This window comes from Streptomyces sp. NPDC088785 (assembly GCF_044750685.1).
Taxonomy (GTDB): domain Bacteria; phylum Actinomycetota; class Actinomycetes; order Streptomycetales; family Streptomycetaceae; genus Streptomyces.
Genome location: NZ_JBIVKH010000002.1, coordinates 835127 through 850731 on the forward strand (window position 1 = coordinate 835127; position 15605 = coordinate 850731).

Here is a 15605-nt window from a genome sequence, read left to right on the forward strand (position 1 = left end):
CGGGTCACCCTGCGGTCAGGACGTTCTCGCGCGACGACGGGGGCTGTTCGCCATGGCTCGACCGATCTACGTCCCGGCACTGGGCGTGCGGCGCAACACGGTGGCGGCCTACCGGGCGCTGCCGGACCGGGCACGGGCACGGATCATGCCGCTGTGGACCGTGGTGCCGCGCGTCGGTGAACGGACCCGGGGCGAGTGGCCGCAGCGGGACCCCGACCCGGACCCGGCGGCGCTGGACGGCTGGCTCACGGAGAGGGTGGACGCGCTCGTCGAGGCGATGGCCGGCCGCGCGGGCTGGATCGACCCCCGGCACGTGGAGGCGCACGGGGAGGCGTCGGCGCGGGCGCTGTGGCACGTGGCGACGCGCAGCCGGCTGCGCCTGGTCACGGGCCTCGACCGCCCGGAGAGGCTCCAGCGCCACGCGGCCGACCTGGCTTTCCTGTGCGGCCGGGGTCTCGGCCTGCGCGTCCTGGTCGACAAGGAGCCCGCCGTGCCGCGGGCCGGCGAACTGCTGGCCCTGACATCCAGGTTGTGCGTGCCCCCGTCGCAGCTGGACCTGCTGCTCGACGTCGGGCCCGTCGTGGACGCGGAACGGTCCGCGAAGAGCGCCGTCACCGCCGTGGACCTGCTGTCCGGGCTGCGACCCTGGCGCTCGGTCGTCCTGGTCTGCGGAGGGTTCCCCCTGGGCCCGGACGGCGGGGACGGCCACCCGTTCCAGCAGGTGCCGCGCCTGGACCGGCAGGTGTACGAGACGGTACGGGCGGCACGCGCGACGGGCATGCGCGAGGTCGTGTACGGCGACTACGCCACGGACCACGCCCTGTCCGCCGACCGGCCGCGCGCCGACGAGGTCCGTCCGCGCTGGGGCCTGCTGCGCTACACCACGGCCGAGCACCATCTCCTCGCCCGCGCCCCCCTGACCGGCCCCGACAGGACGGAGCGGGTCCGCGCCGCCGCCCACCGCCTCCTGCGGCACCCGGAATTCCGCGGCGCTGCCTACAGCGAGGGGGAGAACTGGCTGCACGCGTGCGCCACCGGCACGGGCCCCCGGGGCTCGGGGAACCTGGAGACCTGGATCAGGGTCGGGCACATCCAGCACATCGCCTGGGCCGTCGAACAGGGCCTCCGCCCTCCGGCCGGACCCGGCTGACCCTCGGGCCAGGGCGCAGGATGCCGCGGAGGCGGAGGCCGGCGCGGCAGGTGGTGCGTACGGTGCCTCCATGCCCGTATCGCCGCGCTCCCCGCAGCCCGTACCGCACTCCGCGTCGCACTCCGCCCCGCACTCCGCCTCGCACACCGCGTCGCGTTCCGCGGCCGACGACGAGGCCTTCCTCGACCGGCTCGCCGACACCCTGGCCGCCCTCCCCGGGGTCCACGCCGTCGCCCTCGGCGGCTCGCGTGCGCAGGGGACCCACACCGCCGACAGCGACTGGGACACCGCCGTCTACTACCGGGGCGGTGAGGGCCTCTTCACGCCGGAGGCGCTGCGCCGGGTCGGATGGGAGGGGGAGGCCTCGGAGATCGGCGGATGGGGCGGCGGGGTCTTCAACGGCGGGGGCTGGTTCACCGTCGAGGGGCGGCGCGTCGACGTGCACTACCGCGACCTCGACGACGTCGAACGGGTGCTGGCCGACGCCGAGGCCGGGCGGTTCCGGGTGGAGCCGCTGATGTTCCACCTCGCCGGGATCCCGACCTACCTCGTCGTCGCCGAACTCTCCGTCAACCGCGTCCTGCGCGGCACGGCGCCGCGCCCCGACGGATATCCGGCCGCGCTGCGCCGCACCGCGCCCGAGGAGTGGTGGGGGCGCGCGCGGACGATCCTGCACTACGCGCGGGCCGGGAACGCGCCGAAGGGCGGGCGGACCGAGGTCGTCGGGGCCGTCGCCGTCGCCGCCCTGTCGGCCGCGCACGCGGTGCTCGCCGCGCGCGGGGAGTGGGTGACCAACGAGAAGCGGCTGCTGGAGCGGGCCGGGCTGCGGGGCATCGACGACATCGTCGCGGACCGCGGCCCCGCCGGAGCGGATCCCGGCCCCGCCGGAGCGGATCCCGGCCCCGCCGGACTGGCCGGACTCGTCGACCGGGCCCACGACCTCCTCGCCGCCGCGGTCGCCGCCGCCCGCGGGACGGAGGGGGCCCGCTGAGGCGGAGCCGCACCTGTCAGGCGGGGCGGCCCAGCGGATAGCCGCGCACGTCCCGCCACGGCGTCCCGGCGCCGTCCGACACGATCAGCCGCACCTCGGTGACGGGCGCGCGCAGCGGCAGACCCGCCGTGAAGTCGTCGTCGGGGAGGTCGTCGGTGCCCGGCCCGCTCGCGAGCGTCAGATGCGGATCGAGACCGTCGGCGCCGAAGATCCCCCGATACGGGACCGCCTCCGGCCAGCGCCGCCGCAGCGCCGCCGTGAGGGCGCGCAGCGGGTCGGCCGGGAACGGCGCCATATAGAGGACACCCGGCCAGCGGCTCAGCCCGCGGAACGTGAGCGTGAACGCCGGGACGGCCGAGACCAGCTCGCGCAGCGCGCCGTCCGTCTCCCCGGCGATCCGGTGCGCCGGCAGGAACGGATAGAGGACCGTCACATGCGCCCGCGCCGGGGTGCGCACCAACGGGTCCGCCTCCGGCACCTGGATCGTCAGCGCCGTGTCCCCGGGTACGTCCGGCCAGCCGTCGTCGTCGTGGAGCGGGGGAGTGGGCACGGTCAAGTGTCACATTGCGGAAATCCGCGTGTTCCCTCCCCTCCATGAACTGCCGTTACCGTAGAGGGACCAGTTCAGGTCTGGCCGATGTCGTCCGGTACCCCCGTGCACGACAGGAGCCCGCCTTGTTCCGCCGCCCGCTTCCCCCTTGGCTCGGGCACGCCCTGCGCGCCCAGCGCGCCCCGGTCCCGTGGCCCGCCGTCGTGCGCGGTGCGCTCGCCGCGGGGCCGCTGCTGCTCGCCGGCCTCCTCGCCGGGCGCCCCTCCAGCGGTGTCCTGCTCGCCCTCGGCGCCATGCTCGCCGGAGTCAACGACCGCCCCGGCCCCCGGCTCGCCGCCCTCACCCGGCTCGGCGGGCCCGCGCTCGCCGGTGGCGCGGGCATGGTCGTGGGCACGGCCCTCAGCCCGTTCGCGGGGAACGGGGTCGGCGGCGGCGGCGGAGGCGGAGGCGGCGGATTCGGGTACGGGGTGGTGATCGTCGCCGCGTTCGCCGTGCTCGGGCTGCTCGGCGGCGCCGTCAGCGCGGTGGGCCCCGTCGCGTCCGCCGCCGGTACGCAGCTCCTGGTGACCGTCGCCGTCGGTGCCGGGATGCCGCTGCCGGAGGCCGGATGGCAGCGGGCCCTGCTCTTCGTGGCCGGCGCCGCCTGGCTGATCGTCCTGCGCGTCGTGCTGCCCTCGCCGGCCGCCCGCACCGGGAACCGCGCGGCCGGCCGGCCCGTCCACCGGTTCGGATACCTGTACGACGGTGAGCGCGTCGCCGTCGCCGCCGTGTACGAGGCCGTGGCCCGGCTCGTCGAGGCCGCCGGGACCACCGGGGCGCGGGCCTCCCGCGCCGCCCTGACCGCCGCCCTCGACCAGGCGCAGGACGCCCTGCGCGGAGGCGGCGCCGCGACCGGACCGCTGCGGGCCCGCTACGACGCCGCACTGCCGCTCGCCGAGGCCGCCACCGCGCTGGCCTGGGCCGGGAAGAAGGTGCCCGGGCGGGCCGCGGAGGGGCCGCGCCGGCTCGCGGCCGCCGTGCGCGACGGCGCCGCCGTGGGACCGCTGCCCGCGCCGACCCGCCACGACGCCGGGCTGCGCGCACTCGACGAGGCGCTGCTGCGGGCCGCCGAGGTGTTCGACGCGGGGCACGCGCCCGCCCGGCCCCGGCGCGGGAACGCCCCGGCGGCCTCCCACGACGGCCGGCCGACCGCTCCCGGCGCCCCGGACACCACTCCGTACGCCACCTCGGACGTCACCCCGGACACCACTCCGTACGCCACCCGGGACGTCACCCGGGACACCACCTCGTCCACCACCCGGGACCTCGCCCCGCACGCCGTCTCGAACAGTCCGATGGCGGTGCTGCGCAGGGCGGTCGGGCCCGGCGGGCGCGAGTACGGCGTCCGGGTCGGGCTCTCCTTCGGGGCCGGCGCCGCCGTCGCCCAGGCCCTGCACCCCCAGCACTGGTACTGGCTGCCCGCCACCGCCGTCTTCCTCGTCAAGCCGGACCTCGGGCCGCTCGCCTCACGCGTCCTGTGCCGGGCCGCCGGGACCGTCGCGGGCGCCGCCGCGTTCGCCGGGCTGGCCGCGCTGCTGCCCCGCCCCGCCGGGACCGTCGCGCTCGTGGCGCTGTGCGGGGCGCTGATTCCCGTCGCCACCCGGCACTTCGCCGCGCAGACCGCGGTCGTCACCGTGCTCGTCCTGTCCCTCGTCCTGGCCGGCGGGGAACCGCAGGCGTCGGTGGGCCGGATCACCGAGACGCTGCTCGCCTGCGCCATCGTGCTGGTCGCCGGGCACCTTCCGGGGCCCGGCGGCCACCGCGGCGGCGGCGTGCGGGTGCGGGTCGCCGCCGCGCGCGAGGCCGCCCACGCCTACGTACGGCACGTGCTGAGCGAGGACTCCGGCCGCCCGCAGGACCGGGCCAGGCGGTGGGCGCTGCGCCGGGAGGCGTACCGGACGCTGGCCCAGGCGCGGGACGCCGCCGACCTCGCCGCCGCCGAACTGCCCGTCGTGGCCCGGCACTCGGACGGCGCCCACCGGGTGACCGTCGTCCTGGAACGGCTCATCGACACGGCCACCGCGTGCGCGGTCCAGGTCGACGACACCGGGGGCGTGCCGCCGCAGTGCGCGGAGCGGATCGGCGGCCTCCTCGCGGAGCTGGCCGCCTGAGCCGCGTCCCGGCCGCGCGGCAGCGACGGCCACCCCGCCGCGGAACCGGGCGCCCCCGCGCGGGGGAGCGCCCGGCCGCCGTCACGGCTTGGGCAGCGTGCATCCCGGCGCCGACAGGTTGATCTTGTTCCCGGCGACGACGCACGGCACGATCCCGTACGTCTCCTGCGCGTAGTTGATGCCCTGGCGCACCGTCACCTTGCCGTTCGCGTCCACCTCGCACGGGTTGTTCTCCGTGCACTGCTGGCCGTCCTCGTTACCGGTGTTGTTCACCGCGACGACCTTGCCCGTCGTCTGGTCGAGGACGGGGGAGCCGGACGTGCCGCCGATCGTCTGGCAGGCGGAGGTGTAGCGGACCGAGTCCTTCCAGGTCCACGCGCCCTCCTTGAGGCGGTAGACGAAGCCGTCGATCGAGCAGTTGTACTTCTTCTTCCAGTATCCGGAGACCACGCTGATCGCCGTGCCCTGCGTCGGGTGGGCGGCCGACAGCTCCAGCGCCTTGATGCCGTACGAGCTCTCTATCTGCGCGTACGTGGAGGTGAGTTGGTACAGCGAGACGTCCGTGTCCGTCATGGTGCCGTACGCCACCTTGCTGGCCCGCAGCGTGGCGACCTTGCTGCCGGCGGAGTTCAGGAGGCTGAACGTGCGGGACGACGCCTTGTTGACCACGACCTCGCCCGGACCCGGGAAGCCGGACTCCAGGCAGTGGCCGTTCGACATCACCAGGGCCGGGTCCGACGGCTGGGAGCTGGGGACCCGGACGACGGAGCCGGAACAGTTGCTGAGCGCGACCGTGCCGGCGAAGGAGACGGCGGTGACCCCGGGAGCGGCGGGCGACGCGCCGTCGACGGCCAGGGCGGGGGCGGCGGTTCCGCCGATCAGCGCGACACCGAACGCCGCGGCGGTGAGCGACTTGCGCAAGGGGTGCTTCGTGGGCGTGGGGCTCGTGCGGTTCATGTGGGGGGTCCTCTCCCGTGTCGAGAGTGGTGCATGAATGGAGCATGAGTGGAGTGCGGGTTGCCGTGTTGGCATGAGCATTGTGATGGCGCACGGCTCAGCGGACAACAGTGCGTGCTCAGCGGACACGGCCGCCCCTGAGGCCCGCCCCGAAGATTTCCTCCCGGGACCGATGAGTTCCGCGCACCCTCCGAGTCCCCCCTCTGGAGACACGACTCTAGGAGGAACCATGGGGCTGCCGAAGGTGGTCACCCGCCAGGAGTGGCAGGCCGCACGCGAGGAACTGCTCGCCCTGGAGAAGGCGGCGACCCGGGCGCGCGACGCGCTGAACACCCGGCGGCGCGAGCTGCCCATGGTGGAGATCGACAAGGCGTACGTCTTCGAGGGGCCGGACGGCAAGGCCGAGCTCCTCGACCTGTTCGAAGGGCGGTCCCAACTCGTCGTCTACCACTTCATGTTCGCGCCGGAGTGGGACGCGGGCTGCACCAGCTGCTCCGGATTCCTCGACCAGATCGGGCACCTCGCCCATCTGCGCGCCCGCGGCACGGCGTTCGCGGCGGTCTCCCGCGCCCCGTTCACCAAGATCCTGCCGTTCAAGGCCCGGCTGGGCTGGACCCTGCCCTGGTACTCCTCGAACCTCACCGACTTCAACCAGGACTTCGGCGCCACCCTGCGCGGCGAACCCGACGGCGACCTCCAGGAACGGCCCGGCCTGAGCTGCTTCCTGCGCACGGGGGAGCGGATCTTCCACACGTACGCGACGTTCGACCGCGGTCTCGACAACCTCGGCTTCACCTCGAACCTCCTGGACCTCACCGCCCTCGGGCGGCAGGAGGAGTGGGAGAAGCCGGAGGGGCGGGCGACGTCCCTCGGGGCGCCCGCGGGGAGCGCGCGGGTGCGCTATCACGACGAGTACGTCGACTGACGCCGCCGGCCCCGTCTCAACTCGGTGTCATTCTCGTCACGTTGCGAGTCCTTACCCCTCCTGTCAGCGTTCTCCTTCACACAGGGCGCCGGACCCGTTCCGGAGTCCGCGCTTCAGGCACGACACGGGGGCAGGGACGAACGATGATCAATGGACGAGTGGTGTTGCAGCGGTTCCCGGCCGGAGGGCCCCGCGGCTCCTGGCCCGCGGAGGAGTTCGCGAGCCGGTGTCGGCTGGAGGGCCGGGCCGCCGAGGTCGTCATGGACCTCGCGACGGACGCGTTCCTCGTGATCGTGCGGGAGGCGGCGGCCCAGCCGGTCGCCTGACGGCGGTCGCCGTGCCACTGCGCCGTCGTGCCACAGGTGCGGGGGCTCGGCGGGCGCGGGTCAGGGCGTGTTGACCGACCGGGACCAGGCGGGGGTCGTCCCCGTCACCCGGCACAGCGCCAGATACAGCGGGATCGGCGGGGTGTAGGGCACCGCGCCCTCGGGGCAGTGGATGAGATCCGGCACCCGCGCCGCGTCCGGCACCACGGCGCCCGCCGTGTAGCGCGCCGGAGCGGGCCATTCGAGCGCCACGTCCGAGTCCGACGGCACGAGCCACCACCAGTGCCCGTCGGCCGCGTACACGCACCCCATCCGCGGCAGCCGCCGCGTCATCGCGCGGGCGAAGCTCTCCGGCACGGCCACGGCGTCGCAGCCGAGCGGCGCGGTCATGCCCTCCGGCACGGTCAGGCGTACGGGTGCGGGTGGCTGCGGCTGCCGACTGCGCCGTCTCCGGGCGAGTCCGACCAGAGAGTCCAGCTGCACCGTCCGCAAACTGCCCGTCGCGCCCGTCGTCACCACGCCCATCCGTTCCCGTTCAGCACGCTTGTCGATCTTCGCCCGCCCGGTCCGGGCGGTGGTTCACCCCGGCGTCATGCGGGGGCACATCGAGGTCTGGAGTCCATCGAGAGCGGAGGGCACCCGGTCACCAGACCCAGCCGCTTCCGCCGGGCGAGTCCGGTACGGGCCCGGGGTCCGTGCCCGGCGCTCCCGCCTGCCGGGGCAGCTCCGCCCACACGAGCAGACCCGGACCGGTCTCCTGGGCGCCCCACGCGGTGGAGACCGCGGCGACCAGCAGCAGCCCTCTGCCGTGCTCCTCCTCGGGCGCTATCCGGCCGGTGGGCCGGCTGTCGCCGGGTATGCGCCCCTCGTCGCGCACGGCTATCCGGACGCGCTCGCCGTCCCCGTCGCCGCGCAGGTCGTGCAGCTCGCAGTGGATGCGGCGGCTGGCGGTGTGCACGATGGCGTTCGTCACCAGCTCCGACACGACGAGGGCGGCGGCGTCGCACGTGTCCTCGCACGCGCCCCACCCGGTCAGCTGGGTGCGCGTCATGCGCCGGGCCTGTGCGGCGGAGCCCGGATGGGGAGCCAGCTCGAAGCTGCTGCGGCGAACCGCGAACAAGGGCGACATGCCCAAGCGGTCACCGAGCGTAGCCTCGTCGGCTGCTGTTCCTAAAGGCGCAGACGGAATCACGCTTGCCACTATCGCCCCGTCGCGAACACTTGGCAAGAGCCACTCTGAAAAGTGCAGAGTGCAGTGTGCCCCGGGGAGCAGGCATGGCAGACTGCTCGCTACAGCCCGCCGCCTGGCGGCTCCTGGACATGAACCGTGTGGGAATGAACCGGTGATCGGCCGCAGAATGGCTGGTCTTCGGCTTTCTCGCACGGTTGTGCGCGTCCGGGCGCGGCTGACTTCAGACACTGGGCTACGAGTCGGACGTCGGGTCGGACTGCTGGGAGGGATGCGGCGTGAGTGAACCGCGGTCCGCGCCGACGGTCGGCCAGGTCGTTCTCGGCCGCCGTCTCCAGGACCTGCGCGAGGCCGCCGGCCTCAAGCGCGAGGACGCGGCGAAAGTACTCCGTGTCACCGCGGCCACGGTCCGCCGCATGGAGACCGCCGAGGTCGCGCTCAAGATCCCGTACCTCCAGATGCTCCTGAAGTCCTACGGCGTCACCGACGCCGAGGCCGCCGCCTTCGTGCAGCTCGCCGAGGACGCGAACAAGCCGGGCTGGTGGCAGCGGTTCCACGACATCCTGCCCGGCTGGTTCTCGATGTACGTGAGCCTGGAGGGCGCCGCCTCCCTCATCAGGTCGTACGAACCGCACTTCGTGCCCGGTCTGCTCCAGACCGAGGACTACGCGCGCGGCGTGCTCAGATCCGGGGCGATCGGCCGTGCGCTGATCGACGATCCGGACCGCGTCGAACGGCACGTCGCCCTGCGCATGCAGCGGCAGACCCTGCTCACCCGCGAGGACGCCCCGCGCCTGTGGATGGTCATGGACGAGACGGCGCTGCGTCGTCCGGTCGGTGACGCGGCGGTGATGCGCGGCCAGATCGACCGGCTGCTCGAAGTGATCGAGCTGCCGAACGTGACCCTCCAGGTCGCCCAGTTCGAGTCCGGGCCGCACCCGGGCACCTACGGACCCTTCGTGCTGTTCCGGTTCGCCGTGCCGGAACTGCCCGACATGGTCTACAGCGAGTATCTGACCGGCGCCGTCTACCTCGACGCGCGCCCCGAGGTGGCCACCCACCTGGAGGTCATGGACCGCATGGCGGCACATGCCGCAACCGCACCACGCACAAAGGAGATCCTCAGCGATCTCCGCAAGGAGCTGTGAATGGACCAGATCAAGGACCGGATACGAGGAGTCGACGGCGAGCCGGTGTACAACGGCATGCCCGCGCGCGACCTCGGCGGTGAAGGCTGGCACAAGCCCTGGAGCGGTGGCAACGGAGGCAACTGCCTCGAAGCGATGAAGCTGGCCGACGGGCGCGTCGCGGTCCGGCAGTCCTCGGACCCGGACGGTCCGGCCCTGATCTACACGCTCAGCGAGATCTCCGCGTTCATCGAGGGGGCCAAGGCGGGCGCGGCGGACTTCCTCCTCTCCTGACCCGGCCCACTGCTCCGGCGATCCGGTTACTCGTGTCTTCTTGTGGCTGTGGTTTTGGCTGTGGGTGAGGGGCGTGATGTCCGGGTGTGGGCCTGTGGCCGGTCCGTCGGCCCGCTGAGCCCCTGCCGGTGGCCCGGTACGCGCTGACCGGGTGTTCCTCCGGCGGCCCGGTCGCTTGGTGGCCTGCCTGGCGGTGCCGGGCGGGGCCGGAAGCCCGGTCATTCGGCTTCCGCCAGTACCCCGCACAGCGCCTCGACCGCCGCTCCGTACGCCCGCTCGGCCGCCGCCGCGTAGCCGATGACCAGCCCTTCGTTGCCGTTGCCCTGGCCTCTGCCGTCACTGTCACTGTCACTGTCACCGGTGTGCGGTACCGCCTCCGGGTGCCGGAACGCCGTCAGTCCTTCCACCGCTATCCCGCGCGCCCGCGCGGCGGACAGCACCTGCCGCTCCCGCCCCCCGGGCATCCGCACCACGGCGTGCAGGCCCGCCGCGACCCCGCTGACCTCGGCCCACGGCGCCCGCTCGGCCAGCGCCGTCACCAGCAGGTCGCGGCGCGCCCGGTACCGCTGCCGCATCCGCCGTACATGCCGGTCGTACGCCCCCGACGCCAGGAACTCGGCGAGCGCCAGCTGCTCCGGCGCGCTCGCCCAGGCCTCCCGCTCCCCCTTGGCGGCGACCACCTCCCGCACCAGGTGCCCCGGCAGGACCATCCACCCCAGGCGCAGCGCGGGGGAGAGGCTCTTGCTCACCGAGCCGACGTACACGACGTGCTCGGGGTCGAGGCCCTGCACGGCTCCGACGGGTTTGCGGTCGTACCGGAACTCCCCGTCGTAGTCGTCCTCCACCACCAGCGCGCCGCGCCCGCGCGCCCAGTCCACGACGGCCGCCCGCCGCTCCGGGTGCAGCGGTCCGCCGGTGGGGAACTGGTGCGCCGGCGTCAGCAGCACCCCCCGCACACCACCGGCGAGCCCGCCCGGCTCGGCGACCCGCGCCCCGTCCTCGTCGACCGCGACCGGCACCGTCGGCACTCCCGCCCGGCCCAGCAGCTCCCGGTGGAACGGCAGCCCGTACTCCTCCACGGCGAGCGGCCCGCGCAGCACCCCTTCCCCGTACAGCAGCCGCAGGGCGTGCGCGAACCCCGAGCAGACGACGATGCGGCCGGGTTCGGTGCGCACTCCGCGCGAGCGCGCCAGGTACGCGGACAGCGCCGTCCGCAGCTCGATCCGGCCCTGCGGGTCACCCGGCCCGAGGGCGGCGGCGGGCGCGGCGTTCAGCGCTCGCCGGTACGCCGTCGCCCACGCGGCCCGCGGGAACGCCGACGCGTCCGGCGAGCCCTGCCGCAGATCGTGCACCGGGCCGGACACCCGCGGGATCCCGTCCCGCGTCGCCCGGTCCCCGCCGTCCTGGTCGGCACCCGCTGCCGTGCCCGGCTGCGCACCCGGACCCGTGCTCAGCGGCCGGGCCCGCTCCGCGACCCGCGTCCCCGATCCCTGGCGGGCGGTGAGCCAGCCCTCGGCGACGAGTTCGGCATAGGCGTCGGCGACCGTGTTGCGCGCCACGCCGAGGTCGGCGGCGAGCGCCCGGTACGGCGGCAACCAGGTCCCCGGCGGCAGCCGCCCGGACCGCACGGCGTCCCGCAGCGCGACGGCCAGCGCCCCCCGCCTGCTGCCCGTCCCCGACAGCTCCAGATGCAGGTCGACCCCGATCCGCTCCGCCGTGTCGACCCGCGATCCGTCCCCCGATCCCCTCATGGAGCCGCACCCTACAGACGGCCACTGACAACGCCCGAGCGCGACCGGAATCCCTCGCGGACGGCAACTGCCGTACGACGCCCGGACACCACCCCGCGGGCGACCCCACGGCCCCACCCATCCCAGGCCCACCTACGCACGGCCTCATCCGCCTCAGGTCTCACCCACCCACGGCCTCATCTGCGCCAGACCTCACCGCACACGGCCTCGCCCGCCCAAGACCTCAGCGCACACGACCTCGTCCGCCCAAGACCTCAGCCACGCAAGACTTCACCCGCACACGACCTCAGCCGCGCAAGACTTCACCAGCCCAAGACCTCACCCCGTAAGACCTCTCCCGCTCAAGACTTAACCCGCGCAAGATCTCACCCGCCCCAGACTCAACCCGCCCAAGACTTCACCCGTCCAAGACATCACCCCCGCAAGACTTCACCTGGCGCAAGACCGCACCCGCCGCCCAAGACCTCAGCCACCCAAGACCTCAGCCACCCAAGACCTCAGCCACCCAAGACCTCACCCCTGCAAGGGCCGATCATGCGCCCCGATCGGCGCCGGCAGCCGCGTCGACCCCATCAGCCAACGGTCCACCGCCGCGGCAGCGGCCCGCCCCTCCGCGATCGCCCACACCACGAGCGACTGCCCCCGCCCCGCGTCACCGGCGACGAACACCCCCGGCACCTCGGTCGCGAACGCGGCGTCCCGCGCGAACCCGCCCCGCTCGCCCGTCGCGAGCCCCCACTGCTCGGCGAATCCTCCGGCCCGCTGCTCGGGCCCGTGGAACCCGAGCGCGATCAGCACCAGATCCGCGGGCAGCCGCCGCTCCGTCCCGGCCCGGGGCCTGCGCCCCGCGTCCACCTCGACCAGGTGCACCTCCCGCACCCGCCCGGCCGCGTCCCCGGTGAAGCGGAGCGTCGACGCCGCGAAGAGCCGGGCGTCCGCGTCCGCCTCGGCGGCGGGCGCGGTCCGCAACTCGCCCGCCTCCTCGTGCGCCGCGGACATCCGGTACAGCTTCGGATACGTCGGCCAGGGCTCGGCCACCTCGTCGCGCACGTCACCGGGGCGGCCGTAGATGTCCAACTGCGTGACGGAGGCGGCACGTTCGCGGACCGCCGTGCCCAGGCAGTCCGCCCCGGTGTCGCCGCCGCCGACGATGACGACGTGCTTCCCCCGGGCGTCGAGCGGGGACACCTCCAGGTCGCCCTCACCGACCCGGTTGGCGAGCGGCAGATACTCCATCGCCTGATGGATGCCGGTCAACTCCCGCCCCGGCACGTCGAGTTCCCGCCACGCGGTCGCCCCGGTGGCCACGACCACGGCGTCGTACCGGGACCGCAGCTCGGCGGCCCCGAGATCCCGCCCGATCCCCACGGACGTACGGAACCGCACCCCTTCGGCCGCCAACTGCGCGATGCGACGGTCCAGGTGGGACCGCTCCATCTTGAACGTCGGGATCCCGTACCGCAGCAGCCCGCCCACCCGGTCGTCCCGTTCGAAGACGGCGACGGTGTGCCCCGCGCGCGTCAGCTGCTGCGCCGCCGCGAGTCCGGCGGGCCCCGAGCCGACGACGGCGACGGTCCGCCCGGTGAGCCGCTCCGGCGGCCGTGCGGCGAGGAGGCCGTCGGCCCAGGCCCGGTCGGCGATCGCCACCTCCACGTTCTTGATGGTCACCGCGGGCTGGTTGATCGCGAGGACGCAGCCCGCCTCGCACGGCGCGGGGCACAGGCGTCCGGTGAACTCGGGGAAGTTGTTCGTGGCGTGCAGCCGCTCGCCGGCGGCACGCCAGTCGTCCCGCGCCACCAGCTCGTTCCACTCCGGGATCAGATTCCCCAGCGGGCACGCCTGGTGGCAGAACGGGATGCCGCAGTCCATGCACCGGTCCGCCTGCGCCTCGACGATCGGCAGCAGTCCGCCGGGCACATGGACCTCGTCCCAGTCGCGCACCCGCTCCTCGACCGGGCGCCGGGGCGCCTCCTGCCGCGGGGTGGCGAGAAAGCCCTTGGGGTCGGCCATGGCCCTCTCCCTACGCTGTGACACTCTTCGTCACGATACGTCGGGTTGGCCCCTCGTGCCCGTTCCGCCCCGGAGGACCCCCTTCCCACCTGCACGGCAGTCCGGCGGTGCGGCGGTGCGGCGGTGCTCAGGTCAGGGCGAGGACGAACGCCGCCGACGCCGCGAGCGCCGCGCCGCCCCGGACGTGGTTCCACAGGGTCCACTCGCGCAGGTACCGACGCCAGTACGCCGCACTGCGCTCGGAGTCCTCGTCACCCGCCAGCTTGGCGAGCGCGTCGTTGCGCGGAATGTTCGCCGCGACCGTCACCCCGAACGACCCCGCCAGATACAGCACGCATCCCAGCAACAGCTCGACCGTCCCGGGATCCGGCCAGAGCACGAACGTGACGACCGCGATCACCGCGCACAGCAGCGCCGCCCCCACGAAGACGACCATGAAGGCGGGTGTCATCGCGGCGACATTGATCGAGTTCATCGCGGCGATCCCGCGCGAAGCGGGCAGCGCGCCGAGCCCGCGCATCACGAGCGTCGAGAACGCGACGAACACCCCGGACGCGATCCCGCACCACAACGCCCCGAGCACCACCAGAACGAAGAACGGTCCCTCGATCATCCGCCGACCCCCCTGGTCCGTCCCCCTGGCTGTTCACGTGAAGGGATCATGCCGCACCCGTACAGACGGGGGGAGCGGTTTCCGGTCACGCCGGGACGCGGGCGTCTTCCGCGCGCCGAAACCGTCATCCGCCCCGCCCCGGACCGCCCGCCCCGCCCGAGCCCGCCGGATCCCCCGCCAGCCAACCGTCCAGCACCGCCCGCACCGTCCCGCCGACCCGAGTCCGCGCCTCCTTCCGTGCCACCCCCGCCATCAGCAACCGGTCGTACGGCGTGTCCCCGTGCCGCACCGCCGCCCGCACGGCCGCCGTCACCGCCCCCTGCGACAGCGCCCGCCCCGCGGCGCTCCGGCCCACCCGCCCGCTGCCGCGCAGCCCCGCGTGCCCGGCGATGGCCCGCGCCCGCGCCTCGGGACAGCCGGGGAGCAGCCGCCGGATCTCCGCCGCGAACGCCGCCACGAAGCGCACGTCCTGCGCCGCCCGCCGCCCGGCGTCCCGCGCCCGGCGCCGCGCCCGGGCCTCCGCGTCGGCCAGGCACCGCTCCTCGGCCCGGATGAGCCCGCCCTCCTCGACCAGCACCCCCTGCCGCTCGTAGCGCCCGCGCCGCCGGTGGAACCGCACCACGACCGCCGACAGCCCGCTCTCCTCCCTCGCCCGCCTGGTCAGCGCGCTGTCGCCGCGCGGCAGGAACACCAGATGCCCCAGGTCCGCGCAGTCCAGGCAGCGCGGCTGCCCGTCCTCGAACACCAGCAGCGCGAGCGGCCCGCTGCGGCACGCGCCGCACCGCCGCCGCTTGACCGGCTGGAAGGCGAGGGGACCGCGCGTCACGGGAGAGGTCACGGGAAAGGGGGGATCGACACCGCTCATACCCACGTCATGCCCACCCCGGACACCCGGCCACCGCCCGCCCGCCGCCCGGCATCATGGACGGGTGCGACTCGAAGCGATCACCTGGGAACGGCTCGGCGACGCCCTCGCCGAGCGACTGCTCGACCTGAAACCGTCCGACGGCGGCCCTTGGCCGAAGATCGCCTTCGACGGGGCACCCGCTGCCCGTCCCGGCGACCTCGCCTCACGCGTCCACGAGGCGCTGCGCGTGCGCGGCCGGTCTTCGCTGACCGTGGGGACCGGCGGCTTCCTGCGCCCGGCCTCCCTCCGCTACGAGTACGGACACGAGGACGTGGAGGCGTACTACAGCGGCTGGTTCGACACCGGCGCCCTGTGGCGCGAGGTGTTCGGCCCCCTCGAACCGGACGGCACGGGACGCGTCCTGCCCGACCTGTGGGACCCCGACACCGACCGGGCCACCCGCAGCGCCCCCGTCCGACTCCCGCCGGGCGGCGCCCTGTTGCTCCACGGCCCCCTCCTCCTGAACCACTGGTTCCCCTTCGACCTGACCGTCCACGTGAGCCTGTCGCCCGGCGCCCTGCGCCGCCGCACCCCGCAGACCGACCACTGGACGCTGCCGGCGTTCGCCCGCTACGACGCGGAGACCGCCCCCGCCGACCACGCCGACGTCGTCGTCCGCGCCGACGACCCCCGCCACCCCGCGTGGAACGGCGGCTGACGGACAC

16 protein-coding genes are annotated in these 15605 nt (G+C 74.5%); 8 read left to right on the top strand and 8 right to left on the bottom strand.

What is annotated here, in order from left to right; translation table 11 throughout:
- Positions 1 to 52: 52 nt before the first annotated feature.
- Complete coding sequence (locus ACIP5K_RS09405; protein ID WP_401407121.1) at positions 53 to 1150, top strand: hypothetical protein; 1098 nt, start codon at positions 53 to 55, stop codon at positions 1148 to 1150.
- Positions 1151 to 1220: 70 nt separating this feature from the next.
- Positions 1221 to 2141 (top strand): nucleotidyltransferase family protein, encoded by a 921-nt coding sequence (locus ACIP5K_RS09410; protein ID WP_401407123.1) that lies wholly within the window; start codon positions 1221 to 1223, stop codon positions 2139 to 2141.
- Between the two features lie 16 nt (positions 2142 to 2157).
- Here ACIP5K_RS09410 and ACIP5K_RS09415 read toward each other — a convergent pair whose 3' ends face one another.
- Positions 2158 to 2691 (bottom strand): 2'-5' RNA ligase family protein, encoded by a 534-nt coding sequence (locus ACIP5K_RS09415; RefSeq protein ID WP_401407125.1) that lies wholly within the window; start codon positions 2689 to 2691, stop codon positions 2158 to 2160.
- A 125-nt stretch (positions 2692 to 2816) separates the two neighbouring features.
- Between ACIP5K_RS09415 and ACIP5K_RS09420 the strand changes: the two genes are divergently transcribed.
- On the top strand, positions 2817 to 4841 hold the full coding sequence (locus ACIP5K_RS09420) for an FUSC family protein (protein ID WP_401407127.1): 2025 nt from the start codon (positions 2817 to 2819) through the stop codon (positions 4839 to 4841).
- An 81-nt stretch (positions 4842 to 4922) separates the two neighbouring features.
- Here the strand turns inward: ACIP5K_RS09420 and ACIP5K_RS09425 are convergent, their stop codons facing one another.
- Positions 4923 to 5762 carry a serine protease gene (locus tag ACIP5K_RS09425; RefSeq protein WP_401407572.1) on the bottom strand — a complete coding sequence of 280 codons (840 nt, stop codon included), beginning with the start codon at positions 5760 to 5762 and terminating at the stop codon, positions 4923 to 4925.
- A 265-nt stretch (positions 5763 to 6027) separates the two neighbouring features.
- On the opposite strand from ACIP5K_RS09425, the gene ACIP5K_RS09430 reads away from it, so the two are divergent.
- Entirely contained in the window at positions 6028 to 6723 is a 696-nt protein-coding gene (locus ACIP5K_RS09430; RefSeq protein ID WP_401407129.1) for a DUF899 domain-containing protein, read from the top strand.
- A 143-nt stretch (positions 6724 to 6866) separates the two neighbouring features.
- Positions 6867 to 7049, top strand: a complete 183-nt coding sequence (locus tag ACIP5K_RS09435; RefSeq protein WP_401407131.1) for a hypothetical protein — start codon at positions 6867 to 6869, stop codon at positions 7047 to 7049.
- 60 nt (positions 7050 to 7109) lie between these two features.
- On the opposite strand, the gene ACIP5K_RS09440 is transcribed toward ACIP5K_RS09435, so the two are convergent.
- Together ACIP5K_RS09440 and ACIP5K_RS09445 are read right to left on the bottom strand one after the other, a co-directional pair.
- Complete coding sequence (locus ACIP5K_RS09440) at positions 7110 to 7574, bottom strand: hypothetical protein (RefSeq protein ID WP_401407133.1); 465 nt, start codon at positions 7572 to 7574, stop codon at positions 7110 to 7112.
- Positions 7575 to 7692: 118 nt separating this feature from the next.
- The gene (locus ACIP5K_RS09445; protein ID WP_401407135.1) at positions 7693 to 8178 is read right to left on the bottom strand and encodes an ATP-binding protein; all 486 of its coding nucleotides are present in this window, start codon (positions 8176 to 8178) and stop codon (positions 7693 to 7695) included.
- Positions 8179 to 8516: 338 nt separating this feature from the next.
- Between ACIP5K_RS09445 and ACIP5K_RS09450 the strand changes: the two genes are divergently transcribed.
- Both ACIP5K_RS09450 and ACIP5K_RS09455 read left to right on the top strand, forming a co-directional pair.
- Entirely contained in the window at positions 8517 to 9386 is an 870-nt protein-coding gene (locus tag ACIP5K_RS09450) for a helix-turn-helix domain-containing protein (protein ID WP_401407137.1), read from the top strand.
- Positions 9387 to 9659, top strand: a complete 273-nt coding sequence (locus ACIP5K_RS09455; protein ID WP_111661655.1) for a DUF397 domain-containing protein — start codon at positions 9387 to 9389, stop codon at positions 9657 to 9659.
- Positions 9660 to 9877: 218 nt separating this feature from the next.
- Here the strand turns inward: ACIP5K_RS09455 and ACIP5K_RS09460 are convergent, their stop codons facing one another.
- The 4 genes from ACIP5K_RS09460 to ACIP5K_RS09475 all read right to left on the bottom strand — a co-directional run bounded on the left by ACIP5K_RS09460 (position 9878) and on the right by ACIP5K_RS09475 (position 14898).
- Positions 9878 to 11410, bottom strand: coding sequence for a PLP-dependent aminotransferase family protein (locus ACIP5K_RS09460; RefSeq protein WP_401407139.1), 1533 nt, complete (start codon positions 11408 to 11410; stop codon positions 9878 to 9880).
- 513 nt (positions 11411 to 11923) lie between these two features.
- On the bottom strand, positions 11924 to 13420 hold the full coding sequence (locus tag ACIP5K_RS09465) for a glutamate synthase subunit beta (protein WP_401407141.1): 1497 nt from the start codon (positions 13418 to 13420) through the stop codon (positions 11924 to 11926).
- Positions 13421 to 13547: 127 nt separating this feature from the next.
- Complete coding sequence (locus ACIP5K_RS09470; RefSeq protein WP_401407143.1) at positions 13548 to 14033, bottom strand: DUF1772 domain-containing protein; 486 nt, start codon at positions 14031 to 14033, stop codon at positions 13548 to 13550.
- A 124-nt stretch (positions 14034 to 14157) separates the two neighbouring features.
- Positions 14158 to 14898, bottom strand: a complete 741-nt coding sequence (locus ACIP5K_RS09475) for a DUF2293 domain-containing protein (protein WP_401407145.1) — start codon at positions 14896 to 14898, stop codon at positions 14158 to 14160.
- 64 nt (positions 14899 to 14962) lie between these two features.
- On the opposite strand from ACIP5K_RS09475, the gene ACIP5K_RS09480 reads away from it, so the two are divergent.
- Positions 14963 to 15598 (top strand): uridine kinase, encoded by a 636-nt coding sequence (locus ACIP5K_RS09480; RefSeq protein ID WP_401407147.1) that lies wholly within the window; start codon positions 14963 to 14965, stop codon positions 15596 to 15598.
- Positions 15599 to 15605 lie beyond the last annotated feature (7 nt).